Here is a 17,616-nt window from a genome sequence, read left to right on the forward strand (position 1 = left end):
TAGGGTAGCAAATACATAGTAAAAAAGATTATTGTGAAGAAATGTACTTAAAGTAATGGGTGCATTACTTCAACAATGAGGTAATGCCGTTTTCTTATTGAAGTAACGGGCAGAATAGCTCAATAACTATTACCTATAAAACAATTATGTCGTTGCACTGGTTTATATTACTACATAGTTTTTTTGTCTGATATATTAAGTTCCTGTTGTATTAAGTTATAGGCATTGCATCTCACATATTAGCCCATAATATGGTATTTTAATGTTAGAGAAAAAAACTACTGTTAGGAGCTTGAATCATGAATATTTCAGAACTTATTGCTTTGGGAGAAAAAGTTGCAAAACAGAATTATAAATCAGGAGGTTACGGTAGCGGTTACTATTCTGGCGAAGCATACCAGAATTGGCTCGCTCTTGCCACACGATTTGTAGAATCCAACTTCCCTAACGATCCTGATACAATACGATTTCGTAAAATAGCTGAAAATGCAAATGGTTTTGGAGATGATAAATATCATCCCCTTATATCAATCCTAAAGGCGTTTGAACAGAACCCGCCTGTACCACAAAAAACTGATATAATGCCCATTATCGAAAAGTTATGCAATAACTTTAACAAATTCGATGTTAACATTAAACGTCGGCGTTCCAATCGTCCAACAATAACAATCAATGATGAGTATGATATGCAAGATGCAATGTTAGCTATATTAAAGCTGTTTGTTGATGACATCAGACCCGAGGATTATGTACCAAGTTATGCTGGAGGTAATTCAAGAGTAGATTTTCTCTTACCTCAACATGGAGTAGTTATTGAGACGAAAATGACAAACAGGGGCTTATCCGATAAGCAGATCGGTGAACAATTGATAATTGATTTTGAAAGGTATAAGCAACACCCAGAATATAGTCATTTAGTTTGTTTTGTTTATGACAAGAATTCGCATATTACAAATCCCCACGGACTCATTAATGATCTTGAAAAACTAAGCGATCAAAATATGCGTATAACCGTATTTATATCCCCACAATAAAATCCGTTATAACCACAACCGCAGTTAAACTAATGGGGGTTTTAGTAAGAGAAGAGCTGGATTTCAGCATAAAGAAACTAGCCCAATTTTTGAGGCGAGTTTTGCCTTTTTAGTATATGCGTTTTACAATGTCAAATTCACTGCTTTTTTTCTTCATTCTTCTTTTATGGTCAATGCCTCTTGGGAGGCCTCTTTAAAATAGGTTTCCGCTTGATTAAAGTAGTCTGTTGCTCTCAAACTCGCATCAATAGAAGGTTGTGTAGCTTGATTTGTCAGTTCCCGATAATAGTTATCCGCTATGTATTTCCATTCTTTTACTCCTTTTAAGAAGAGTGAATAAGATTCCACTACCTCTTTATTCTCTCCAATTTCATCCTGCAGTCCCAGTATATCATTCGTCAAATCTCTGATTTCCGATAAAGAAGTATCCAGATCGGTCCAAAATTGGACTGAAAACGCATTGGGAGAAGCTGCATTAAGCTTCAACATAAGGTTGAATTCATTGATTTCTTTCATTAATCGTTCCTGGTGGCATAATTTGTTTCGAATAATCTGCCAGCGGTTGTGTCTGTTCCACAAGTTTATCTTCTACCGTTTTTTCTTTGGGCTTCTCTACGGAAGTTTTGCTCTGACACCCTATGAGGGAAAGGGCTAGGATGACAATCAGGAATTTTTTCATAGCAGATCCTCCTTTAAAATGTGAGTTACCCCTATTGTATAACAATTCTCACAATAACAGATACATATTTTGGTAGTTTTTTATTACTACTGACTCAACCCACTCCTGTCCAATAGAGTGAGGTATTTCTGCTGATCCTTTTAACCACCGTCCTTAGCTACCTGTTGATTTTTTTCTAATTTCTATCTCTTCAATATGATTTTCATTACAGAAAAAGAAGGAAGGTTAATATAAGAAAAAACATTGTTAATTGGGATAAATGGTGCCATGTTTTGGTGCCCTAATATGTGGAATGTTGGAAGGAAAGTAGTTAAAGACTGTTGGAGAAAACGAACGTAACAAAAAAAGCCATCAGCATTAACTGTGGGCTTCCCAATGTAATTAGTAGCATCTGTCCACTTTGTTAGAATTTCCTTCTGATAACCTCCCCCAAACCTCCCCCAAAAGGCTGGTGAGAAATACATTGTTTTACTAAGCAAATCAATTAACGTGAGTACAACTCAATTAGTAGAAATAATGGTTTTTAAATAAATATATAAAGAAAGCCTGTATATTGAAGCTTTTTATGTTAGAACTGGTTTAAACTCGTGATGTGCTGCTATTAAACCTTGGTTGTAAGGTTCATAGCCATGTGGGCATTTGGCAAAAAATAATTCTAACTCACTTACTTCTTCGTAAGTAAAATAACCATCTAATAATTGGGAGTTTAAAATAGATGACAAGAATTTAGTAAACATTTTATTTGCTTCACAAATTGGGTATTTGCTAGACTTTTGTCCCCCTTCAGAAATCCATGAATTGAGTTCATTAATAATCCCTTTAGATCTGCGATAAGCGATTGCCATTGCAAGGGAATCTGCTGCCAGACCACCTTTTTCAGATGTGTTCATTTTAAGCAAAGCATTAAGTACCTTTTTAGGGATTTTAATTAATGTTTGCTTTTCTTTATTTATTAAGTAATACTTCCGATCAACTTTTGCAATGTTGCCAATATCCGTTTCTTTTAGGGGTTTATCACTCACCATACCAGCACTCCTCTCCATATTTAACTTGATTATATCAAAATCTGGCAATTATTGCTGTTATGAGATACAAGTGATTTTCTGATATTCTACTTGTGCTTAAAATTCCTAAATGTAGTTTTTTATAGATGAACATAGTTTTTGAAACTGCAAAGTAGAATAAAATTCGGTGGGCAATCAGGTGCCTTGCTTGGTGCCCTAATTTTTAAAATTACAAATCACAAGAAAACACTAGGAAGCAAGAAAGCTTGATTTATCAAGACTTGAGGGTACATGAAGATACTAGAAAAACAGATGCTAGCAAACTTCAAAACTGCTTGGGCCCTGAAGTACTAAAGCTAAATTGGATATATTGTATTCAAAGCAATTTAAAGATATTTAAGCCAGGTTGGATGAATTCATCTGACCTGGCTTTCTTTTTTTATAGGGTTGCAAACCGAAGAACAACATCCGAAGAAAAAGCTGTCTGACAGTTGATAAAATAAATTGAGTGGTAGCTTAAAAGGATTACTGTCATTCGAAAATGATACACTTAAGTTAATCTTTGAAGTTGAGAAAGAAGACGAAGAGATTCTTTTCAACTGGATAAAAGAAATAGGTATATACCGTCTACATTATTACTTTGAAGAGAAGGCAGGAAATCCCCTAGTTCACTAGAGTAAAGGGGATTTTTTTGTTAACCAAAGGTACAGAGGAGCAGTAATTTTTTAAAGAAAATAGGTGGAAGAATAATCCTTCCTTAATGTCAGACTTTAATCCTATAATAGATATATGAATAGTTACAATATAGGAGATCAAAAATGACATGAAGAAATTCACAGCGAGTTATTGCTACACCAATGTAAATTTTATTATTACTAACCTACCTAGCTATCAGATAGTAACACCATACACAAATATTATCCGTATTGTACAAAATATGATCATGCGTGGAGCACCTACAATTGCTTCGAAATTTTTACGAAATGAGCTCAATTTAGAGAGATATTATTTAAACACTATGGAAAAGGTAAAGTTTCTTTCGAAGGAAAACTTGAACTGGACCCCGACGATTAAAGGGGATGTCAGTAATGATGCTTATCCTGCTGCCCAATTTTATAATGACTTAGGATCTTCTAAAAACAAATTTAGAAGAAGGTTTTTCGGTTACTTTAAATGATATATTATCGAGGATACCAGAATTAGCAGAGATTTATATGGAATCTTTCCATAAATCTCCTAATTGTTATCAGAGTACGTGAAATACTTAATGCTCTTGATTATACACTGAATGGTCATGAAGTTGACTGTGAGTCCGTCCAGTTCTGTGTTAAACGCAAGGGTGAATCTGGATATGTACAGGGATTAAGAGCAATTGAACTTCACGGAAGAATTAAAGATGCATTCTCAAGCTTTTACCGTGCTTAGAGAAAACAATGCCGATATTTGCTTACGATACCACAGCAGCAAAGAAAGCTAAGGTGTTTGCTCGTAAGGTAAAAACAACTGAGTTCGTAAAGGCTCTAGCAGAGGGACTTGGGTTGTCTTATATTCGTAAGCAGTACATGGGAACTTTATCTGCCAGAGCATTCGCAGACCTTGAATCTATCCAACGCTTATATATGGCTGGCGCAACATTCCAAGAAATTAATCGTTTCTTAGATGAAAGACCTGCTTATTGGGCAGAGGAAGAAAAGATGAATAACCGTCTATCAACACCTGTAGAAGAATTTTCATTGATATCTTTTTCTTCCCCCATAAAGCCCCCCTATTAAGTATTGGCTAAAAAGATACATTATACTAGATTAGACTAAAAACCACCATTTTTGGGTGATTAGTTACATATCTGCATTAGCCTGATAACTACAAGTAGAGTGGTTTCACATGAGCTTTATGAGTGCAGGAGGAACAGGAAATTATGCAGCCGTAACAGTTGCGAGTCAAAGAAGTGACCTTAGTTTATATTATGAACGCTTATCATTTGAAATCTCTCAATATACTAAAGATGGAGCCGACCTAATGATTAGTAATGTGTGGATGGAACAGCCACCTACAACAAAAGATAACGACCAATTTACCAACAAAAAAGATACTATGAAATAGTTTGTCTTTTTCCATCACTTACACACGCAGCAGCATAAATAAAAGAGCTTTTTCACTATAAATGTATTAACAACAATGGTTGAAGGGCATATTTAGTCCATGAGCACTTTATTTACAAAGGATATCCGCCACTCCATCCGAGAGGGTCTAGCAGCTTAAATCAATTAGCTAGTCAAGAAGAACCAAAAGAAAGCAAAAAGTGGGTTAGCTCGCCCTTCTATTTAAAAAATAACAATTCAGATGAACCTAAAATTACTACTTATTGTATAATTAGGGGAAATTAGGAGGTGACAAGAACAAATGATTTACGGATACGGGTACAGTGAATTTATCAAAAAAGGAGAACACCAATTAACTATAGAAAAACATATAACAAAAGAAGAATACGACGATCACAATACAAGGTTAAGTGAAATCAATAAATTAAACGCTATGACGAATGTATATAATCTACTTGATAGGAATGGAAAAGAGTATTTAACTTACTCCACTAAAATAAAAGAACAATTAGAAAAAGATAATGATGATTCAATAGGTTTGGAAGCGAATCGTTTACTAATAAACTATTTATCTTCTTTATCAATGTTTATCGATTATGGCGAAAAATACAACAAAAAACACTTCGGTAAAGAAAAACTAAAAGAGTTTCAAAAAAATACAAATGAATTTTATGATGGACATGTTTCTTATCGGTTCATGGCATTAATGAGAAATTACGCTTTACATTATGGTTTTCCTTTATCAATTATTAAACAAAGTATTTCAGGACCTAACGGTATTTTTGCCACAAAAGAAGCATTATTGCAATTCAAAGCATGGAAACATGTCAAAGAGGATATTGAAAAAATGCCTAATTTTATATCATTAGACATTCACGTTGAAATTTCTAAGATGTTCATTAAACATCTATATGAAAAATACGTTTACGACATTGCTCCTGTTGTATTAAAGGGGATTGAACATTTAAACAACATGGTAAAAACCAACGGAGGCAAAATACCCATTCTAGTAACATTTAAAAACATAGAAGAATTTAAAAAGGGAAACATCTTCGTCAATCTCATAGAAACAAAATCATATCAAGACGCTTTAAAAATAATAGAAAATCACCAAAGCATAAACATTATCAAAAAATAAAAAATGGTCGGAAAAATTTAAGGGTTATATTCAATTTATTATTTTATTGTGGTAAAATAAACCGTGTGAACTGACGTATAGACCGTACGAATGTTAGGTGAAAAACCGTCGGAGTGGTGCGGATAAACATTGATATATCAACATTTGGTAGGGGCTGAATGGGGTACTGGTGTCCTCCCCGGTCTTCAAAACCGTATTGGTCCTTTTGCTTGGCCTTATTCGGTACTAGTACAAATTTGTAAATGCAATACTTGCAAAATATCTCTTCATCTAGTAATAAAGTTCTGCGTTCATAATATTATGTCTCACCTTCTACTCTAATAATGTAGGAGGTTTTTTATTGTTTTCTCAAATGATAAAAATTGTCAATACATTTACTATTGGCCAAAATTGAGTAGGTGAAATTAACAAATATACCTATGTATTCGCTATAATAAGACTATATTCATTATGGAGGTAACTAATAATGCCTATTTATAACAAACTAGTCCGCGATCGAATACCAGAAGTAATTGAAAGTACGGGAAAACAATTCTCTACAAGGATATTAGAGAATGAAGAATACATAAAAGAACTAAAAAATAAAAGCTTCGAAGAACTTGAAGAATACATAAACACTGAGAATGATAATGATGCAATTGAGGAGCTAGCAGATCTGTTGGAAATAATCCATGCGCTTGCTGAATGTCATGGTGCATCTATTGAAAAGGTAGAAGAAGTACGGCAAAAAAAGGCAGAAAAGCGTGGTGGATTTAAACAGAAAATATTTTTAATAGATGTTGAAGATGAGTAAGGTTCAACTGATTACCAGGAATCTCGGAAATCATTTGTTAAAGAAGATGGAAGGAGCATTCACTATTTGTGTACTATCTTCCTTTGTCATGAAGTCGGGTGTTAGGTACTTAAAAGAAGCATTAAAAACGGCAGCCGAAAATGGTGCAGATATAAAAATATGCACGGGCGATTATTTGTACATCACTCAACCGGAGGCTTTAGAAGAGTTGCTTTCCATCGATGAACGAATTAGCATTCGAATTTGGAAAAGCAATGGTGTCTCCTTTCATCCAAAGGCCTACCTATTTCAAACCAATGAACATGATGTTCTGTTTGTAGGTTCATCGAATCTTTCGAGGTCGGCTTTAAATCACGGGGTGGAATGGAATGTAGCTGTTAGTGACGAAAAGGAAGTCTTTGATGAAGCCCTAACGGAATTTCTAACTATCTTTTATTCTGATCAAACCGTCCCGTTGAATAAGGAAACACTTGAGGAATATCGAAAAAATTATGATGAGTATCAACGGAAACATCCTAATTTATCAGGTAAATGGACTGAGCTGGAGGAATTAGATTTAATGCTTCCAACAAAGAAGGAAATCCAAGAACAGCCAGACATAGTGCTGGATCCACCGGTCTCATATGGAGAAATATTACCTAGATATGCACAGATTGAAGCGCTGGAAGAGTTAAATAAAACACTGGAAGAAGAGTATAATAAAGCCCTTGTCGTTATGGCTACCGGTCTAGGTAAAACATATTTGGCTGGATTTTTTGCGCAAAATTTTAAAAAGATACTCTTCATTGCTCATCGGGAAGAAATTCTCTATCAAGCAAGAGACTCGTTTAAGAGAATTATGCCTGATAAACAATATGGTATTTACAATGGGAAATATAAAGAGAGTCAGGCTGATGCCGTTTTTGCATCGATTTATACACTTAGTATTAAAAAGCATCTTGAGCAATTTCGCCCGGATGAATTTGATTTAATCATTGTGGATGAATTCCATCATGCTGCAGCTGTTTCCTACCAGCGGGCACTCAATTATTTTCAACCACGCTTTTTATTAGGGATTACGGCTACGCCTGATCGTAATGATAACAAGGATGTTTATGCGATTTGTGAAGGGAACGTCGCCTATAGATTAGATTTCTTAGAGGCGATTAACCGAAAATGGCTGGCACCATTTACATACTTTGGGGTATACGATGATACAGATTATAGTCAGATCACCTGGCTGGGAAATCGCTATGATGAAGAGGAATTACTTCAGGCACAGCTAAGAGAGGAATTGGCTCAAAAGGTACTTCAAGCTTGGGAGGATAAAAAACAAACGAGAACATTAGGGTTTTGTTCTTCTATTCGACAAGCAAACTTTTTATCTCACTATTTTAATACCCATGGTTATCACACGGTTAGCCTCCACTCTCAGGCAGGTGTAAGTAGAAAAGAGGTAATTTCCCAGCTTACTAGTGGTGAGATTGATATCATTTTCACCGTGGACCTTTTTAATGAAGGGGTGGATATCCCAGTTATTGATACATTATTATTTGTCCGACCGACAGAATCCTTGACTGTTTTCACCCAGCAAATAGGGCGCGGGCTTCGTTTACATCCAGGTAAAGAAAATTGTGTAATTATTGATTTAATTGGTAACTATCGAAATGCCGATATTAAATTAAGCTTATTCAATACGGAACCAAGCGTAGGAAAAACTAAAAATATCCAACCGACATTGCCAAATTTCTGCGAAGTCAATTTGGATGTAAATGTCATTGATCTATTCAAAGAAATGTTCCGGAAGAGACAGCCTAGACGTGAGAAGCTGTTCAATGATTACATGGATTTGAAAAAAGAAATTGGAAGAAGACCCACTTATTTAGAATTGCATTTAAAGGGTGCATCGGTCTCTCCCCAGTATAAGCAGGAGTTTCAATCCTTTTTTGGGTTTCTTAAATGGGCAGAGGAACTATCATATCGTGAAGTAGAAGTTTTTGAACGATATGAAAAATGGCTTGTGGAAGAAGAAAAAACAGGCATGGCCAAAAGCTATAAAATGGTTGTATTATTGGCTATGCTGGAACGTGGCATGTCTAATTGGAATAAACCTATTTCATCAAAGGAGGTAGCACTATTTTTCCATCATTATCTAATGGAGAAGGTACATCGGAAAAGAATTGATTTTTCCGATAAAGGTGCAAAAAAGTTATGGGATTATGATGAAAAAGGCGTAAGTAAACTAATCGCTAATATGCCGATGAGTAAATGGAGTGGCAGTTCTAAAGGATTAGTATCCTATGAAAATGATGTATTTACCTTGACTTTCGAGGTTGCTAAAGAAGACGAAGAAATCCTTTTCAATTGGACGAAAGAAATATGTGAATATCGGCTACATTATCATTTTGAGCGGAAAGCGAAAAGTCCCCAGAATAACTAAACGGGATCGTTGTCCCAACCAGCCTGAAACATGTTTATACAAGTAGGGGGTGAACAGTTTAGCTGACGGGATTAAATCCCACGGGGGCGACGTTCTACCCCGACTACCGTAATCATAAGACCATATGAAAAAAGGTCAACCAGAAAAATCTGGGTAACCTTATATTACGAACGGGGACTTTTCTTGCCTTGTAAAATAATTTACTTCTTCCGCAATACGCCCTTTTTAACAAGGTTAACAAGTGTACCCTTATTCTTATATCGATTAAAAGCTATTAACCTATTTAAATCTTTAACAGTTAGTTTAGCTGGATCGAGAGCTAGCTCGAAATCATTCTTCACTTTCTCAAGCAGGGTGAGGGCATATTCTATTTGTTTTGCTGTTAAAAAATAATCTTCATCGTCAACTTGAGGTTTACTAGTATCTCCCTCTTGACTGGTCGGTGGTAAGGTAGAAGCATGTTCTTTGAGCCTTGCATCAACTAATGCTTCCACGTCTGCTTGGCTGATCGATTGATTTTGAGGAGCACTAGTAGGTTGATTTGATTTAAAAAACTTATCTATTATTCCTTTTAACAATTCATTCACTTCACTTTCTGTGAGTCCTAACAAATTTCCAGCTGGTCATATTTTCCTATACTACTATTAATAAATTAATATAATGTAAAACACAATACTTTTGGGAGACTTTTGTTAACTTTGGTAGAAAGTAGTCAAAAGAACCGATTAATTCTTTAATAATTAGAAGTATTTTGTAATATTATGGGTGGAATAGCCTATTTGTAGTATAATGGAGAAAATTGCAAAATTTGGAGCGGTTGTTATGGCAATTACGATTCCCGAGACCATTCGATCATCTGCGACAACAGGGGAGAGGCTGTTTTTTCGAACGCTTAAGACCTATTTACCAGATGATTACATTGTTTATTTTGAACCTGATATTCAAGGAAGAAGACCTGATTTTGTGATTATTGGTCCAGACCTTGGCATTGTCGTATTAGAGGTAAAGGACTATACGAAGAATACACTTTTTCAAATTAATCATGATGAATGGCATATTGTGGCTACTTCAGGAGATCAAGCGGTCATAAAAAGTCCGATGAAGCAGGCAAGAGATAACATGTTTCATGTGGTTGACACATTGAAAAAAGATAAAAGTCTGATTCAATTAGACGGGAAATATAAATTTCAATTAAAGTTCCCTTATGGCCATGGAGTTGTATTTACGAGAATGAATTCAAGGGATTTTATCAAAGATGGCTTATATTCAGTTATTGAACCTAATCTTAGTTTAACAAGGGATGAAATTGACCCAGAAAAAGAGGGATTTTCAGAAGAAGTATTAATGGAAAAGATCCTCAATATGTTTGTGGTTCCATTCCGTTTAAAGGAATCGTTATCGATAGAGGACATCAATGCTATCCGTTATCACTTATTTCCGGAGGTACGGATTAGTGCTGAATTCAAACCACCTGTACCTTATCAGGACCAGCTTCTGTTATCCTTGCATGATATTAAAACGATGGATCTACACCAGGAGAATTTAGCTAAACAGATAGGGGATAAAAACCGCTTAATACGTGGAGTTGCTGGTAGTGGCAAAACGATTATATTAGCAAGTCGAGCAAAGATGTTATCAAAACAAAATCCAGACTGGAAGATTCTCATTCTCTGTTACAATATTTCTCTTTCAAATGCGATCCATCAAATGATTCATCATATGCTCAATGAGCCAGAGGATTTATTTGATTTTGATCCAAATGCTATGACTGTGAAAAATGAGAATATCATTGTGAGGAATTTTCACTCCTGGTTAAAGAATGATTTAAGGATAAGGGAGCAGCAGCTTCCAGATATCATAGAAAAACTAGAAAGAAATGAAGCGATTCTACCTACATATGACGCTGTTTTGATCGATGAAGGTCAAGATTTCGAAGCTGACTGGCTCCGTTTAGTTAGTTTACTGATTAATGCAGATACACAATCACTATTATTAGTAGAAGATCGTGCTCAGACGATTTATCAGCGGAAGCGTTCCTATTTGCAAGATACGGGCTTAAGTTTTCAAGGTAGATCAAAGGTTCTGTCCATCAACTATCGGAACACCCAGCAAATTGTAAAGTTTGCATGGGAATTTTACCGCAAGCATTCCATGTTTAAAAATAAAGTGGTCAATCGTGAACTAGAAGGTGAGATTATTGCACCACAGAGCACGAAACGGAGAGGTCCAGAGCCTGGCATTGTTAAGGCAGCTAATTTCTTTGAGGAAATGAGAATTGTTGCCCGCTCCATAAAGAATTTACATACGGAGAAAAAAGTCCCGTTAGAGGACATCTTATTACTTTACCGTGTTAAACGTACTCATAGATATCCTATTATTGATATTATTCAGCGCTCATTGAAGGATGAAGGATTACCTTATTTTTGGATCACGGAGAACGACGTTTCAAAACGCTCCTATGCAAAAGATGATGGTAAAGTTAAAATTAGTACCATTGATAGCAGTAAGGGATTGGATTTCCGTGCGGTATTTATCGTTAATGTGGACTCCATGCCATTTCCTCTCGAGGAGAATAAGGAAAGAGAAGTTTCATTGCTGTACATAGGGATGACTAGGGCAAAGGAATACCTATGCCTTTCATACTCAGGGGAATCTGAATTTACACACTATCTAGATTTGATTCTCCAAGAGAGAAAACAAGCTAAACCTGGTATTGAGAAAATTAATTGAATTATCATTTTAGAAGCCTATACTTTTTCGGTATAGGCATTTTCTCTACCTGCTTAGTGTGAAAACTTCATCCCTGTAAACAGCATTAGTCAATTTTGATAAATTGATAAACCCTAATAAATTTACCACTTGCTAACTAGAGATAAAAATTACGTGATTAAAGCCATTGAAATGTACCACTTCTTACAATGTATTTACCACTAAATGACATGATGTGTACCAAAGAATGACAAGACGTTTACCACCGCAATCTTACTGGTAATAGGAGGAATAAATCTATAGTCTGGAGTATCAAGAATGGTAAAAAATTTGATTAAACAAGACCAGCCTTGCGACGGGACTGATTTTAGGGTAACTCTTGTATTACGTAGTAGACTAAATACTGCGCAATAAACATCCTCTAGTTTAGAGGACTATGTAAAGTATTTCACTTAAATTAATGAACAGTTTAACGCAGCCTCAGGATTATTGTGGAGTGAGAGTGTAAAGGAATACACCTAAACAAATGGGTAGCGAATGATTAACAAGGGTATTCGCCTTTCCTTATTTTTTGAAATTACACCTTTAAACACACCACATAGTCACACCACTCCATTACTTACATAAATTTTACATCTCCATTATAATAGGCTAAAAAGTAAAGGGAGTTGTAATAGTGAGGGCATCACAGGAATTTATTAAGCAATTAGAAGAACTGTATCAAACTTATGAACAAGAAGTAAATCGTAAAATGAAAGAAGGTATACTACCATTTCTACACCAGACGATCCTTATGTATATCGTCAGTATTAATAGCCTTAGTTCAATAAGAACTAAGGCTATTTTTTCTACAGGACTTTCACGCTGATTGGATAGAGATATGGTTCTTTAGGTTCATCAATTACTTTCCAGTTGGTAATTTTTATGATCGGAAATTTGGTACCATTATAATTCGTGGTATCCAAAACGCCTTTCGCTTCAATCCAGGTATTTACTTCTATTGACGATGCTTCTGGTAACTCTGATATAAATCCAACAATGCCAGCATCTGCTACACAATGTGTTATCAAAAATCTTGCTAGTACAAGCTGGTTTTTTTCAAGCCCATCTTCTTTATAAACAAATCCTTTTAAATTGATTTCTCTACCTTTAAATTTATCGAGGTCCATATGCATTTCTTCATAATAGGTAGAAAAAACATGATCTTTCATCTCAATAGTTGAACTTTGTTCTAATTGCTGTATTAATTGTTCGTATTGTTCGTTTGTATAAACGTTGTCTTCTATACGCGAAAGGTCTACAAGATCCTCATTAATAACAGGATCTTCCTGTTGATTATTGTTAGGTACAGCCTCCTCCTCTTGTTTCTTCTCTGCCCTCTGATTTGATAGTACGGCCAGCCCACCTTTTTTATCAGCAATAGATGCGTCGAGAACCTTTGATGGGAGCAGGAACCCCGTGATCAAAGGAAAAACAATAACAAGATAAGCGATTAATTTTTTTGTACTAAAAGGGGAATCTCCATGGTCGTGATTACAGTTATGGTCGTGTGCACCGTGATGACAATGGTGATGCTGGCTGTTTTCCTTAACGGTCCATACTCTTGTCGTTTGGATAATAAACAAAATTAGAAATAATACAGAAGCAGACTGACTTAAACCCTCATATTTTGGATTAATAAACTTCGTCATTTCGCCAGTAAAATGAAGCTTAAAAAGCATGACTGAAAAAGCTAGTAAAATAAACGCTCTGACAGCCTGCTGAAAATGGAATCTCACGACTTTTCCCCCTTAAATAAAGCTTTGCGCAAGCATGATCGTCATAAAGATAATCGAAATGATTAAAGCGAGCACACCGAAAACAAACTTCACTCGAAATACGCTCAACATCATAAGGGTATTTTTTAAATCCATCATTGGACCAAAGATTAAGAATCCTAGTATGGCTGAAGTTGGAAAAATATTGCTGAAGGAAGCACCAATAAACGCATCTGCTTCAGAACAAAGTGATAAAACGTAAGCTAATCCCATCATGAGCGATAGTGACGATATCGGTCCGCTGCCAGCTTCCAAGAGAGTTTTTGCCGGTAGATAGGTTTGTACAAATGCAGCTAAAAAAGCTCCCATAACGAGGTACTTACCCATATCAAAAAACTCATCAATGGAATGGGTTAACATGGACCAAAATCTTGTTGAAAGAGATTCTTTTTTAGAGAGAGTGTGTGAAGATCTTGTATGGATAGGAGTTTTTAATTGATTTCCTCTAAAAATAATGCTAACAACCAATGCAACCATTAAAGCGACAAAAAAACCTAACCCCATTCTTAATCCCGCAATCTTAAAATCGTTCCCAAATGCCATATAAGTAGAGGCAATCACAATGGGATTAATGAGCGGACCTGTCAGCATAAAACCGATGGCAGCGTGGATGGGTACTCCTTTCCCAACAAGACGACGGACGATAGGAACTATACCACATTCACATGCAGGAAAGAGGGCACCAATTATACAACTCATGATTATAGCTAACACCTTATTTTTGGGAATCCAGCGTTGAATATGTTCTTCGGTGACAAATATTTGAATCACACCCGCGATGAGGACTCCTATTAGAACAAATGGCAGTGCCTCTATTAAAATACTTAGAAATATCGTGTTTAGATTTAATAGAGACGGAGGTAAATCGAATGAAAGTTTAAAGCTAGTACTAAATGAAAGCAGTAAAAGTGCTAAAACAATGATCATAATACCCGTAAGTTCTATGATATTATTACGAACAATGCGATACATAAATACCTCCAGTTTCTATTAAATAGTTTGTACATTTAATAGAGTATGAAAAAATTTTTAAAAATATACCTTTTGATAGATCTATTTAAAGGGAATCCCAGCCGCAAAAATGGCCGGGATTGGTTAGTCAGTATGTTGTTAGTCATTTAAAACTTTCTTTATCGTTTCTAAATTCTTTCGCATGATGCTGAAGTAATCATCTTTTTGTTTAATGTTTTCTTCTGTTATTGCCTCTAGATTATGGAGACTAAGAGACTTTGCTCCTAATTCTTCTTGGATGATTTTTGCTACCTTTGGTGAAACATTCTGCTCGAAAATCACATAATGAATGTTATGTTCTGTAGACTCTTCAATGATTGCTTGCAGTTCTTTCTGAGTTGGTTCTTGTGTGGGTGATAAACCTGATATGGCAATCGTTTCAATGCCATATCGCTTTTCCCAATATCCATAAGCATCATGAGAAACTAATAAATTCTTCGTTTTTGAACTCTCGATGGTTGTTTTAAATTCCTGATCCAGTTTTTCGAGCTCGCTTTTTAGCTGTTTAAAATTGGTTTCAAACTCTGCTGCGTGTTCTGGTATTAATTTACTCAAAGAGTTTTTAATGTTATTTGCTAGAGCGATAGAGAGGACAGGATCTAACCATACGTGGGGATCTACGTCACCATGGTTATGTTCTTCGCCTTCATGGTTTTCCGATTCTGTGTGTTCACCTTCATTTTCATCAGAATGTCCTTCTTCATCATCATGATGATTATCATCAGTGGATTCAATGAGATTGATTCCATCTGCGGCTTTTAAAACTTGTACATCCTCTTTTTCCAAAGCTTCTGTTGCTTTTTCAGCAAACCCTTCAATTCCAACTCCTGTATAGATAAATAAATCTGAATTGGCAAGTGTAATCATGTCTTTAGTAGAAGGCTCAAAGGAATGGGCATCTACATTTGGAGGATAAATACTTTTTACTTCGACGTAACTTCCGCCAATTTTTTTAGTGAAATCTTCAAGCGGATAAATGGTGGTATAGACTGTTAGAGAGTTTTTTTCTTTATTTTCTCCGGTTTTTACAACCTCTTTGGATCCACAACCTGTTAACAAAAGGCTTAAAGTTAGAACAGAGGTAGACATAAGTGTAGAAATTTTCATAGAATTACTCCTTTTATATATAAAAATTTTATAGAATGCGATAAAACGAAATCGTTACGTTTTACATTCTAAAATAAATCTATGCGTTTGTAAATGAATTTAGGAATCATTTCGATTTATTTTTTTAATCAAGAAGTTACAGTTCTACCGCTTGACATTAAAATAAAATTAGGATAAAGTGCAAATCGTAATCATTTTGATTTGAAAAAGAAAATTTAAGGAGGAAAGAAATATGCGTGTAAAAATTACTTTGCAATGTACAGAAACTGGCGACAGAAATTATATTACAACAAAGAACAAGCGGAATGATCCGGAAAGACTCGAACTAAAGAAGTATTCTCCTCGGTTGAAACGCTATACGATACACCGAGAAACAAAGTAAGAAAATAGCATAGTTATAAATGTCTTTTAATACCTGAGTAATTTCAAGCTAATTAAAATATGTATAAAGTATAAATCGTAATGGTTATTATTTGTAAATAAGGGAAGGGAGAATTATCATGAAAGACACAAGAATTCCGGTAACTGTTATAAGCGGCTATTTAGGAGCAGGGAAGACCACTTTACTAAACCATATTCTTCAAAACCGAGATGGATTAAGAGTTGCAGTTATTGTCAATGACATGAGTGAAATTAATGTGGATGCAGAATTGGTAAAACAGGGAGGAGGGTTAAATAGAACGGAAGAAAAGCTTGTGGAACTATCAAATGGGTGTATTTGCTGTACATTAAGAGAAGACCTTTTAAAAGAAGTGGAACGACTTGTCGAGATTGGAAATATAGATTATATTGTGATTGAATCAACAGGTATAAGTGAACCAGTACCCGTTGCACAAACTTTTTCTTACATAGATGAAGAGTTGGGGATTGATCTTACAGAACATTGTAAACTCGATACAATGGTTACAGTTGTTGATGCAAACAGATTTTGGCATGACTTTGCCTCAGGAGATTTCCTTCTGGAAAGAAACCAGGCAGTAGGTGAAGAGGATGAAAGAACGGTTGCGGACTTATTAATAGACCAAATTGAGTTTTGTGATGTCTTGATCCTTAATAAATGCGATTTGCTTGAAGAGGAACAATTAATTCAGCTGGAGGTTTTTTTAAGAAAGTTACAGCCTACAGCGAAATTTCATCGTTCAATTAAGGGGAAGGTTCGCCCGCCAGAGATTTTAAATACAGGTTTGTTTAATTTTGAAGCCGCAAGCGAATCTGCTGGTTGGGTTAAAGAATTGGAAGCGCCTGAGCATACTCCTGAAACTGAAGAGTATGGTATCAGCTCTTTCGTTTATAGAAGTTCGGTCCCATTTCATTCTGAAAGATTCAATCGCTGGGTGGAAGAAATGCCAGAAGAAATTGTGAGGGCAAAAGGAATCGTATGGTGCGCAACCAGGAATGACTTAGCTTTATTATTTTCGCAAGCAGGTCCATCGGTGCAATTAGACCCGGTATCTTATTGGGTCGCATCCTTGTCCCCAGAGCAACAAGGCCAATATTTTGATGAAGACCCGACATTAAAAGAAGATTGGGATGAAAAGTTTGGAGATCGGAAAAATGAAATCGTTGTGATCGGAATTCACATGGATAAAGAAGTTGTGAAAAATTCTTTAGATCGCTGTTTATTGACAGAAGAAGAGATGATGCAAAATTGGAATGAAATGGTTGATCCCTTCGTATGGAATATTACTACAGCTGCTAAATAAAATGAACGAGCCGACAATATATTAATGTAGACTCATTCATTTTATTTTGGAGACCCCCCTTTCAATTTTATTAAGGATAAATAAATGCCTACATCTAGCTTTT

The 17,616-nt window shown here is 35.5% G+C and carries 19 protein-coding genes; 12 read left to right on the forward strand and 7 right to left on the reverse strand.

Features of this window, described 5'->3' with window-relative positions:
• Positions 1-299 precede the first annotated feature (299 nt).
• A complete protein-coding gene (locus tag NSS81_RS23935; RefSeq protein ID WP_342431107.1) occupies positions 300-1,034 on the forward strand; it encodes a hypothetical protein in 735 nt (244 codons plus the stop codon).
• A gap of 153 nt (positions 1,035-1,187) precedes the next feature.
• Here NSS81_RS23935 and NSS81_RS23940 read toward each other — a convergent pair whose 3' ends face one another.
• The 3 genes from NSS81_RS23940 to NSS81_RS23950 all read right to left on the reverse strand — a co-directional run bounded on the left by NSS81_RS23940 (position 1,188) and on the right by NSS81_RS23950 (position 2,738).
• Positions 1,188-1,550 (reverse strand): hypothetical protein, encoded by a 363-nt coding sequence (locus NSS81_RS23940; protein ID WP_342431108.1) that lies wholly within the window; start codon positions 1,548-1,550, stop codon positions 1,188-1,190.
• Positions 1,534-1,713, reverse strand: coding sequence for a hypothetical protein (locus NSS81_RS23945; RefSeq protein WP_342431109.1), 180 nt, complete (start codon positions 1,711-1,713; stop codon positions 1,534-1,536). Before NSS81_RS23945 ends, NSS81_RS23940 begins: the two co-directional genes overlap by 17 nt.
• Positions 1,714-2,276: 563 nt before the next feature.
• On the reverse strand, positions 2,277-2,738 hold the full coding sequence (locus NSS81_RS23950) for a hypothetical protein (protein WP_342431110.1): 462 nt from the start codon (positions 2,736-2,738) through the stop codon (positions 2,277-2,279).
• Positions 2,739-3,221: 483 nt separating this feature from the next.
• Between NSS81_RS23950 and NSS81_RS23955 the strand changes: the two genes are divergently transcribed.
• From NSS81_RS23955 to NSS81_RS23985, 7 genes are all read left to right on the forward strand, one after another.
• Positions 3,222-3,392 carry a hypothetical protein gene (locus NSS81_RS23955; protein ID WP_342431111.1) on the forward strand — a complete coding sequence of 57 codons (171 nt, stop codon included), beginning with the start codon at positions 3,222-3,224 and terminating at the stop codon, positions 3,390-3,392.
• A gap of 148 nt (positions 3,393-3,540) precedes the next feature.
• Positions 3,541-3,894 carry a hypothetical protein gene (locus NSS81_RS23960; RefSeq protein WP_342431112.1) on the forward strand — a complete coding sequence of 118 codons (354 nt, stop codon included), beginning with the start codon at positions 3,541-3,543 and terminating at the stop codon, positions 3,892-3,894.
• A gap of 256 nt (positions 3,895-4,150) precedes the next feature.
• Complete coding sequence (locus tag NSS81_RS23965; RefSeq protein ID WP_342431113.1) at positions 4,151-4,489, forward strand: hypothetical protein; 339 nt, start codon at positions 4,151-4,153, stop codon at positions 4,487-4,489.
• A 109-nt stretch (positions 4,490-4,598) separates the two neighbouring features.
• Positions 4,599-4,817 (forward strand): DUF3231 family protein, encoded by a 219-nt coding sequence (locus NSS81_RS23970; protein WP_342431114.1) that lies wholly within the window; start codon positions 4,599-4,601, stop codon positions 4,815-4,817.
• Positions 4,818-5,117: 300 nt separating this feature from the next.
• A complete protein-coding gene (locus NSS81_RS23975) occupies positions 5,118-5,954 on the forward strand; it encodes a hypothetical protein (RefSeq protein WP_342431115.1) in 837 nt (278 codons plus the stop codon).
• Positions 5,955-6,420: 466 nt separating this feature from the next.
• Positions 6,421-6,747, forward strand: a complete 327-nt coding sequence (locus NSS81_RS23980) for a nucleoside triphosphate pyrophosphohydrolase (protein ID WP_342431116.1) — start codon at positions 6,421-6,423, stop codon at positions 6,745-6,747.
• Positions 6,740-9,166, forward strand: a complete 2,427-nt coding sequence (locus NSS81_RS23985; protein WP_342434137.1) for a DEAD/DEAH box helicase family protein — start codon at positions 6,740-6,742, stop codon at positions 9,164-9,166. Before NSS81_RS23980 ends, NSS81_RS23985 begins: the two co-directional genes overlap by 8 nt.
• A 200-nt stretch (positions 9,167-9,366) precedes the next feature.
• On the opposite strand, the gene NSS81_RS23990 is transcribed toward NSS81_RS23985, so the two are convergent.
• Positions 9,367-9,753, reverse strand: coding sequence for an ABC transporter ATP-binding protein (locus NSS81_RS23990; protein WP_342431117.1), 387 nt, complete (start codon positions 9,751-9,753; stop codon positions 9,367-9,369).
• Between the two features lie 235 nt (positions 9,754-9,988).
• Here NSS81_RS23990 and NSS81_RS23995 point away from each other — a divergent pair, with 235 nt between their 5' ends.
• On the forward strand, positions 9,989-11,896 hold the full coding sequence (locus tag NSS81_RS23995) for a 3'-5' exonuclease (protein ID WP_342434138.1): 1,908 nt from the start codon (positions 9,989-9,991) through the stop codon (positions 11,894-11,896).
• A 655-nt stretch (positions 11,897-12,551) separates the two neighbouring features.
• A complete protein-coding gene (locus tag NSS81_RS24000; RefSeq protein ID WP_342431118.1) occupies positions 12,552-12,743 on the forward strand; it encodes a hypothetical protein in 192 nt (63 codons plus the stop codon).
• On the opposite strand, the gene NSS81_RS24005 is transcribed toward NSS81_RS24000, so the two are convergent.
• The 3 genes from NSS81_RS24005 to NSS81_RS24015 form a co-directional block, all read right to left on the reverse strand.
• A complete protein-coding gene (locus tag NSS81_RS24005; protein WP_342431119.1) occupies positions 12,724-13,653 on the reverse strand; it encodes a TIGR03943 family protein in 930 nt (309 codons plus the stop codon). The two genes, NSS81_RS24000 and NSS81_RS24005, sit on opposite strands and share 20 nt — an antisense overlap.
• A 12-nt stretch (positions 13,654-13,665) precedes the next feature.
• Complete coding sequence (locus NSS81_RS24010) at positions 13,666-14,664, reverse strand: permease (RefSeq protein ID WP_342431120.1); 999 nt, start codon at positions 14,662-14,664, stop codon at positions 13,666-13,668.
• Between the two features lie 138 nt (positions 14,665-14,802).
• Positions 14,803-15,810 carry a metal ABC transporter substrate-binding protein gene (locus NSS81_RS24015; protein WP_342431121.1) on the reverse strand — a complete coding sequence of 336 codons (1,008 nt, stop codon included), beginning with the start codon at positions 15,808-15,810 and terminating at the stop codon, positions 14,803-14,805.
• Positions 15,811-16,042: 232 nt separating this feature from the next.
• Between NSS81_RS24015 and rpmG the strand changes: the two genes are divergently transcribed.
• Complete coding sequence (gene rpmG, locus NSS81_RS24020; protein WP_034674496.1) at positions 16,043-16,192, forward strand: 50S ribosomal protein L33; 150 nt, start codon at positions 16,043-16,045, stop codon at positions 16,190-16,192.
• A 118-nt stretch (positions 16,193-16,310) separates the two neighbouring features.
• Positions 16,311-17,513 (forward strand): GTP-binding protein, encoded by a 1,203-nt coding sequence (locus NSS81_RS24025; protein WP_342431122.1) that lies wholly within the window; start codon positions 16,311-16,313, stop codon positions 17,511-17,513.
• Positions 17,514-17,616: the final 103 nt, after the last annotated feature.

Origin of the sequence: Neobacillus sp. FSL H8-0543 (assembly GCF_038592905.1) — a bacterium.
Lineage (GTDB): Bacteria > Bacillota > Bacilli > Bacillales > Cytobacillaceae > Neobacillus.

What these genes read in the sequence shown, in the direction of transcription:
- NSS81_RS23970 (WP_342431114.1), top strand. Translation starts at nt 4,599, where the DNA reads ATGAGCTTTATGAGTGCAGGAGGAACAGGAAATTATGCAGCCGTAACA.
- NSS81_RS23950 (WP_342431110.1), bottom strand. Translation starts at nt 2,738, where the DNA reads ATGGTGAGTGATAAACCCCTAAAAGAAACGGATATTGGCAACATTGCA.
- NSS81_RS23935 (WP_342431107.1), top strand. Translation starts at nt 300, where the DNA reads ATGAATATTTCAGAACTTATTGCTTTGGGAGAAAAAGTTGCAAAACAG.
- NSS81_RS24015 (WP_342431121.1), bottom strand. Translation starts at nt 15,810, where the DNA reads ATGAAAATTTCTACACTTATGTCTACCTCTGTTCTAACTTTAAGCCTT.
- NSS81_RS23980 (WP_342431116.1), top strand. Translation starts at nt 6,421, where the DNA reads ATGCCTATTTATAACAAACTAGTCCGCGATCGAATACCAGAAGTAATT.
- NSS81_RS23960 (WP_342431112.1), top strand. Translation starts at nt 3,541, where the DNA reads ATGAAGAAATTCACAGCGAGTTATTGCTACACCAATGTAAATTTTATT.
- NSS81_RS24025 (WP_342431122.1), top strand. Translation starts at nt 16,311, where the DNA reads ATGAAAGACACAAGAATTCCGGTAACTGTTATAAGCGGCTATTTAGGA.
- NSS81_RS23945 (WP_342431109.1), bottom strand. Translation starts at nt 1,713, where the DNA reads ATGAAAAAATTCCTGATTGTCATCCTAGCCCTTTCCCTCATAGGGTGT.
- NSS81_RS24010 (WP_342431120.1), bottom strand. Translation starts at nt 14,664, where the DNA reads ATGTATCGCATTGTTCGTAATAATATCATAGAACTTACGGGTATTATG.
- NSS81_RS23940 (WP_342431108.1), bottom strand. Translation starts at nt 1,550, where the DNA reads ATGAAAGAAATCAATGAATTCAACCTTATGTTGAAGCTTAATGCAGCT.
- NSS81_RS23965 (WP_342431113.1), top strand. Translation starts at nt 4,151, where the DNA reads ATGCCGATATTTGCTTACGATACCACAGCAGCAAAGAAAGCTAAGGTG.
- NSS81_RS23985 (WP_342434137.1), top strand. Translation starts at nt 6,740, where the DNA reads ATGAGTAAGGTTCAACTGATTACCAGGAATCTCGGAAATCATTTGTTA.
- rpmG (WP_034674496.1), top strand. Translation starts at nt 16,043, where the DNA reads ATGCGTGTAAAAATTACTTTGCAATGTACAGAAACTGGCGACAGAAAT.
- NSS81_RS23975 (WP_342431115.1), top strand. Translation starts at nt 5,118, where the DNA reads ATGATTTACGGATACGGGTACAGTGAATTTATCAAAAAAGGAGAACAC.
- NSS81_RS23995 (WP_342434138.1), top strand. Translation starts at nt 9,989, where the DNA reads ATGGCAATTACGATTCCCGAGACCATTCGATCATCTGCGACAACAGGG.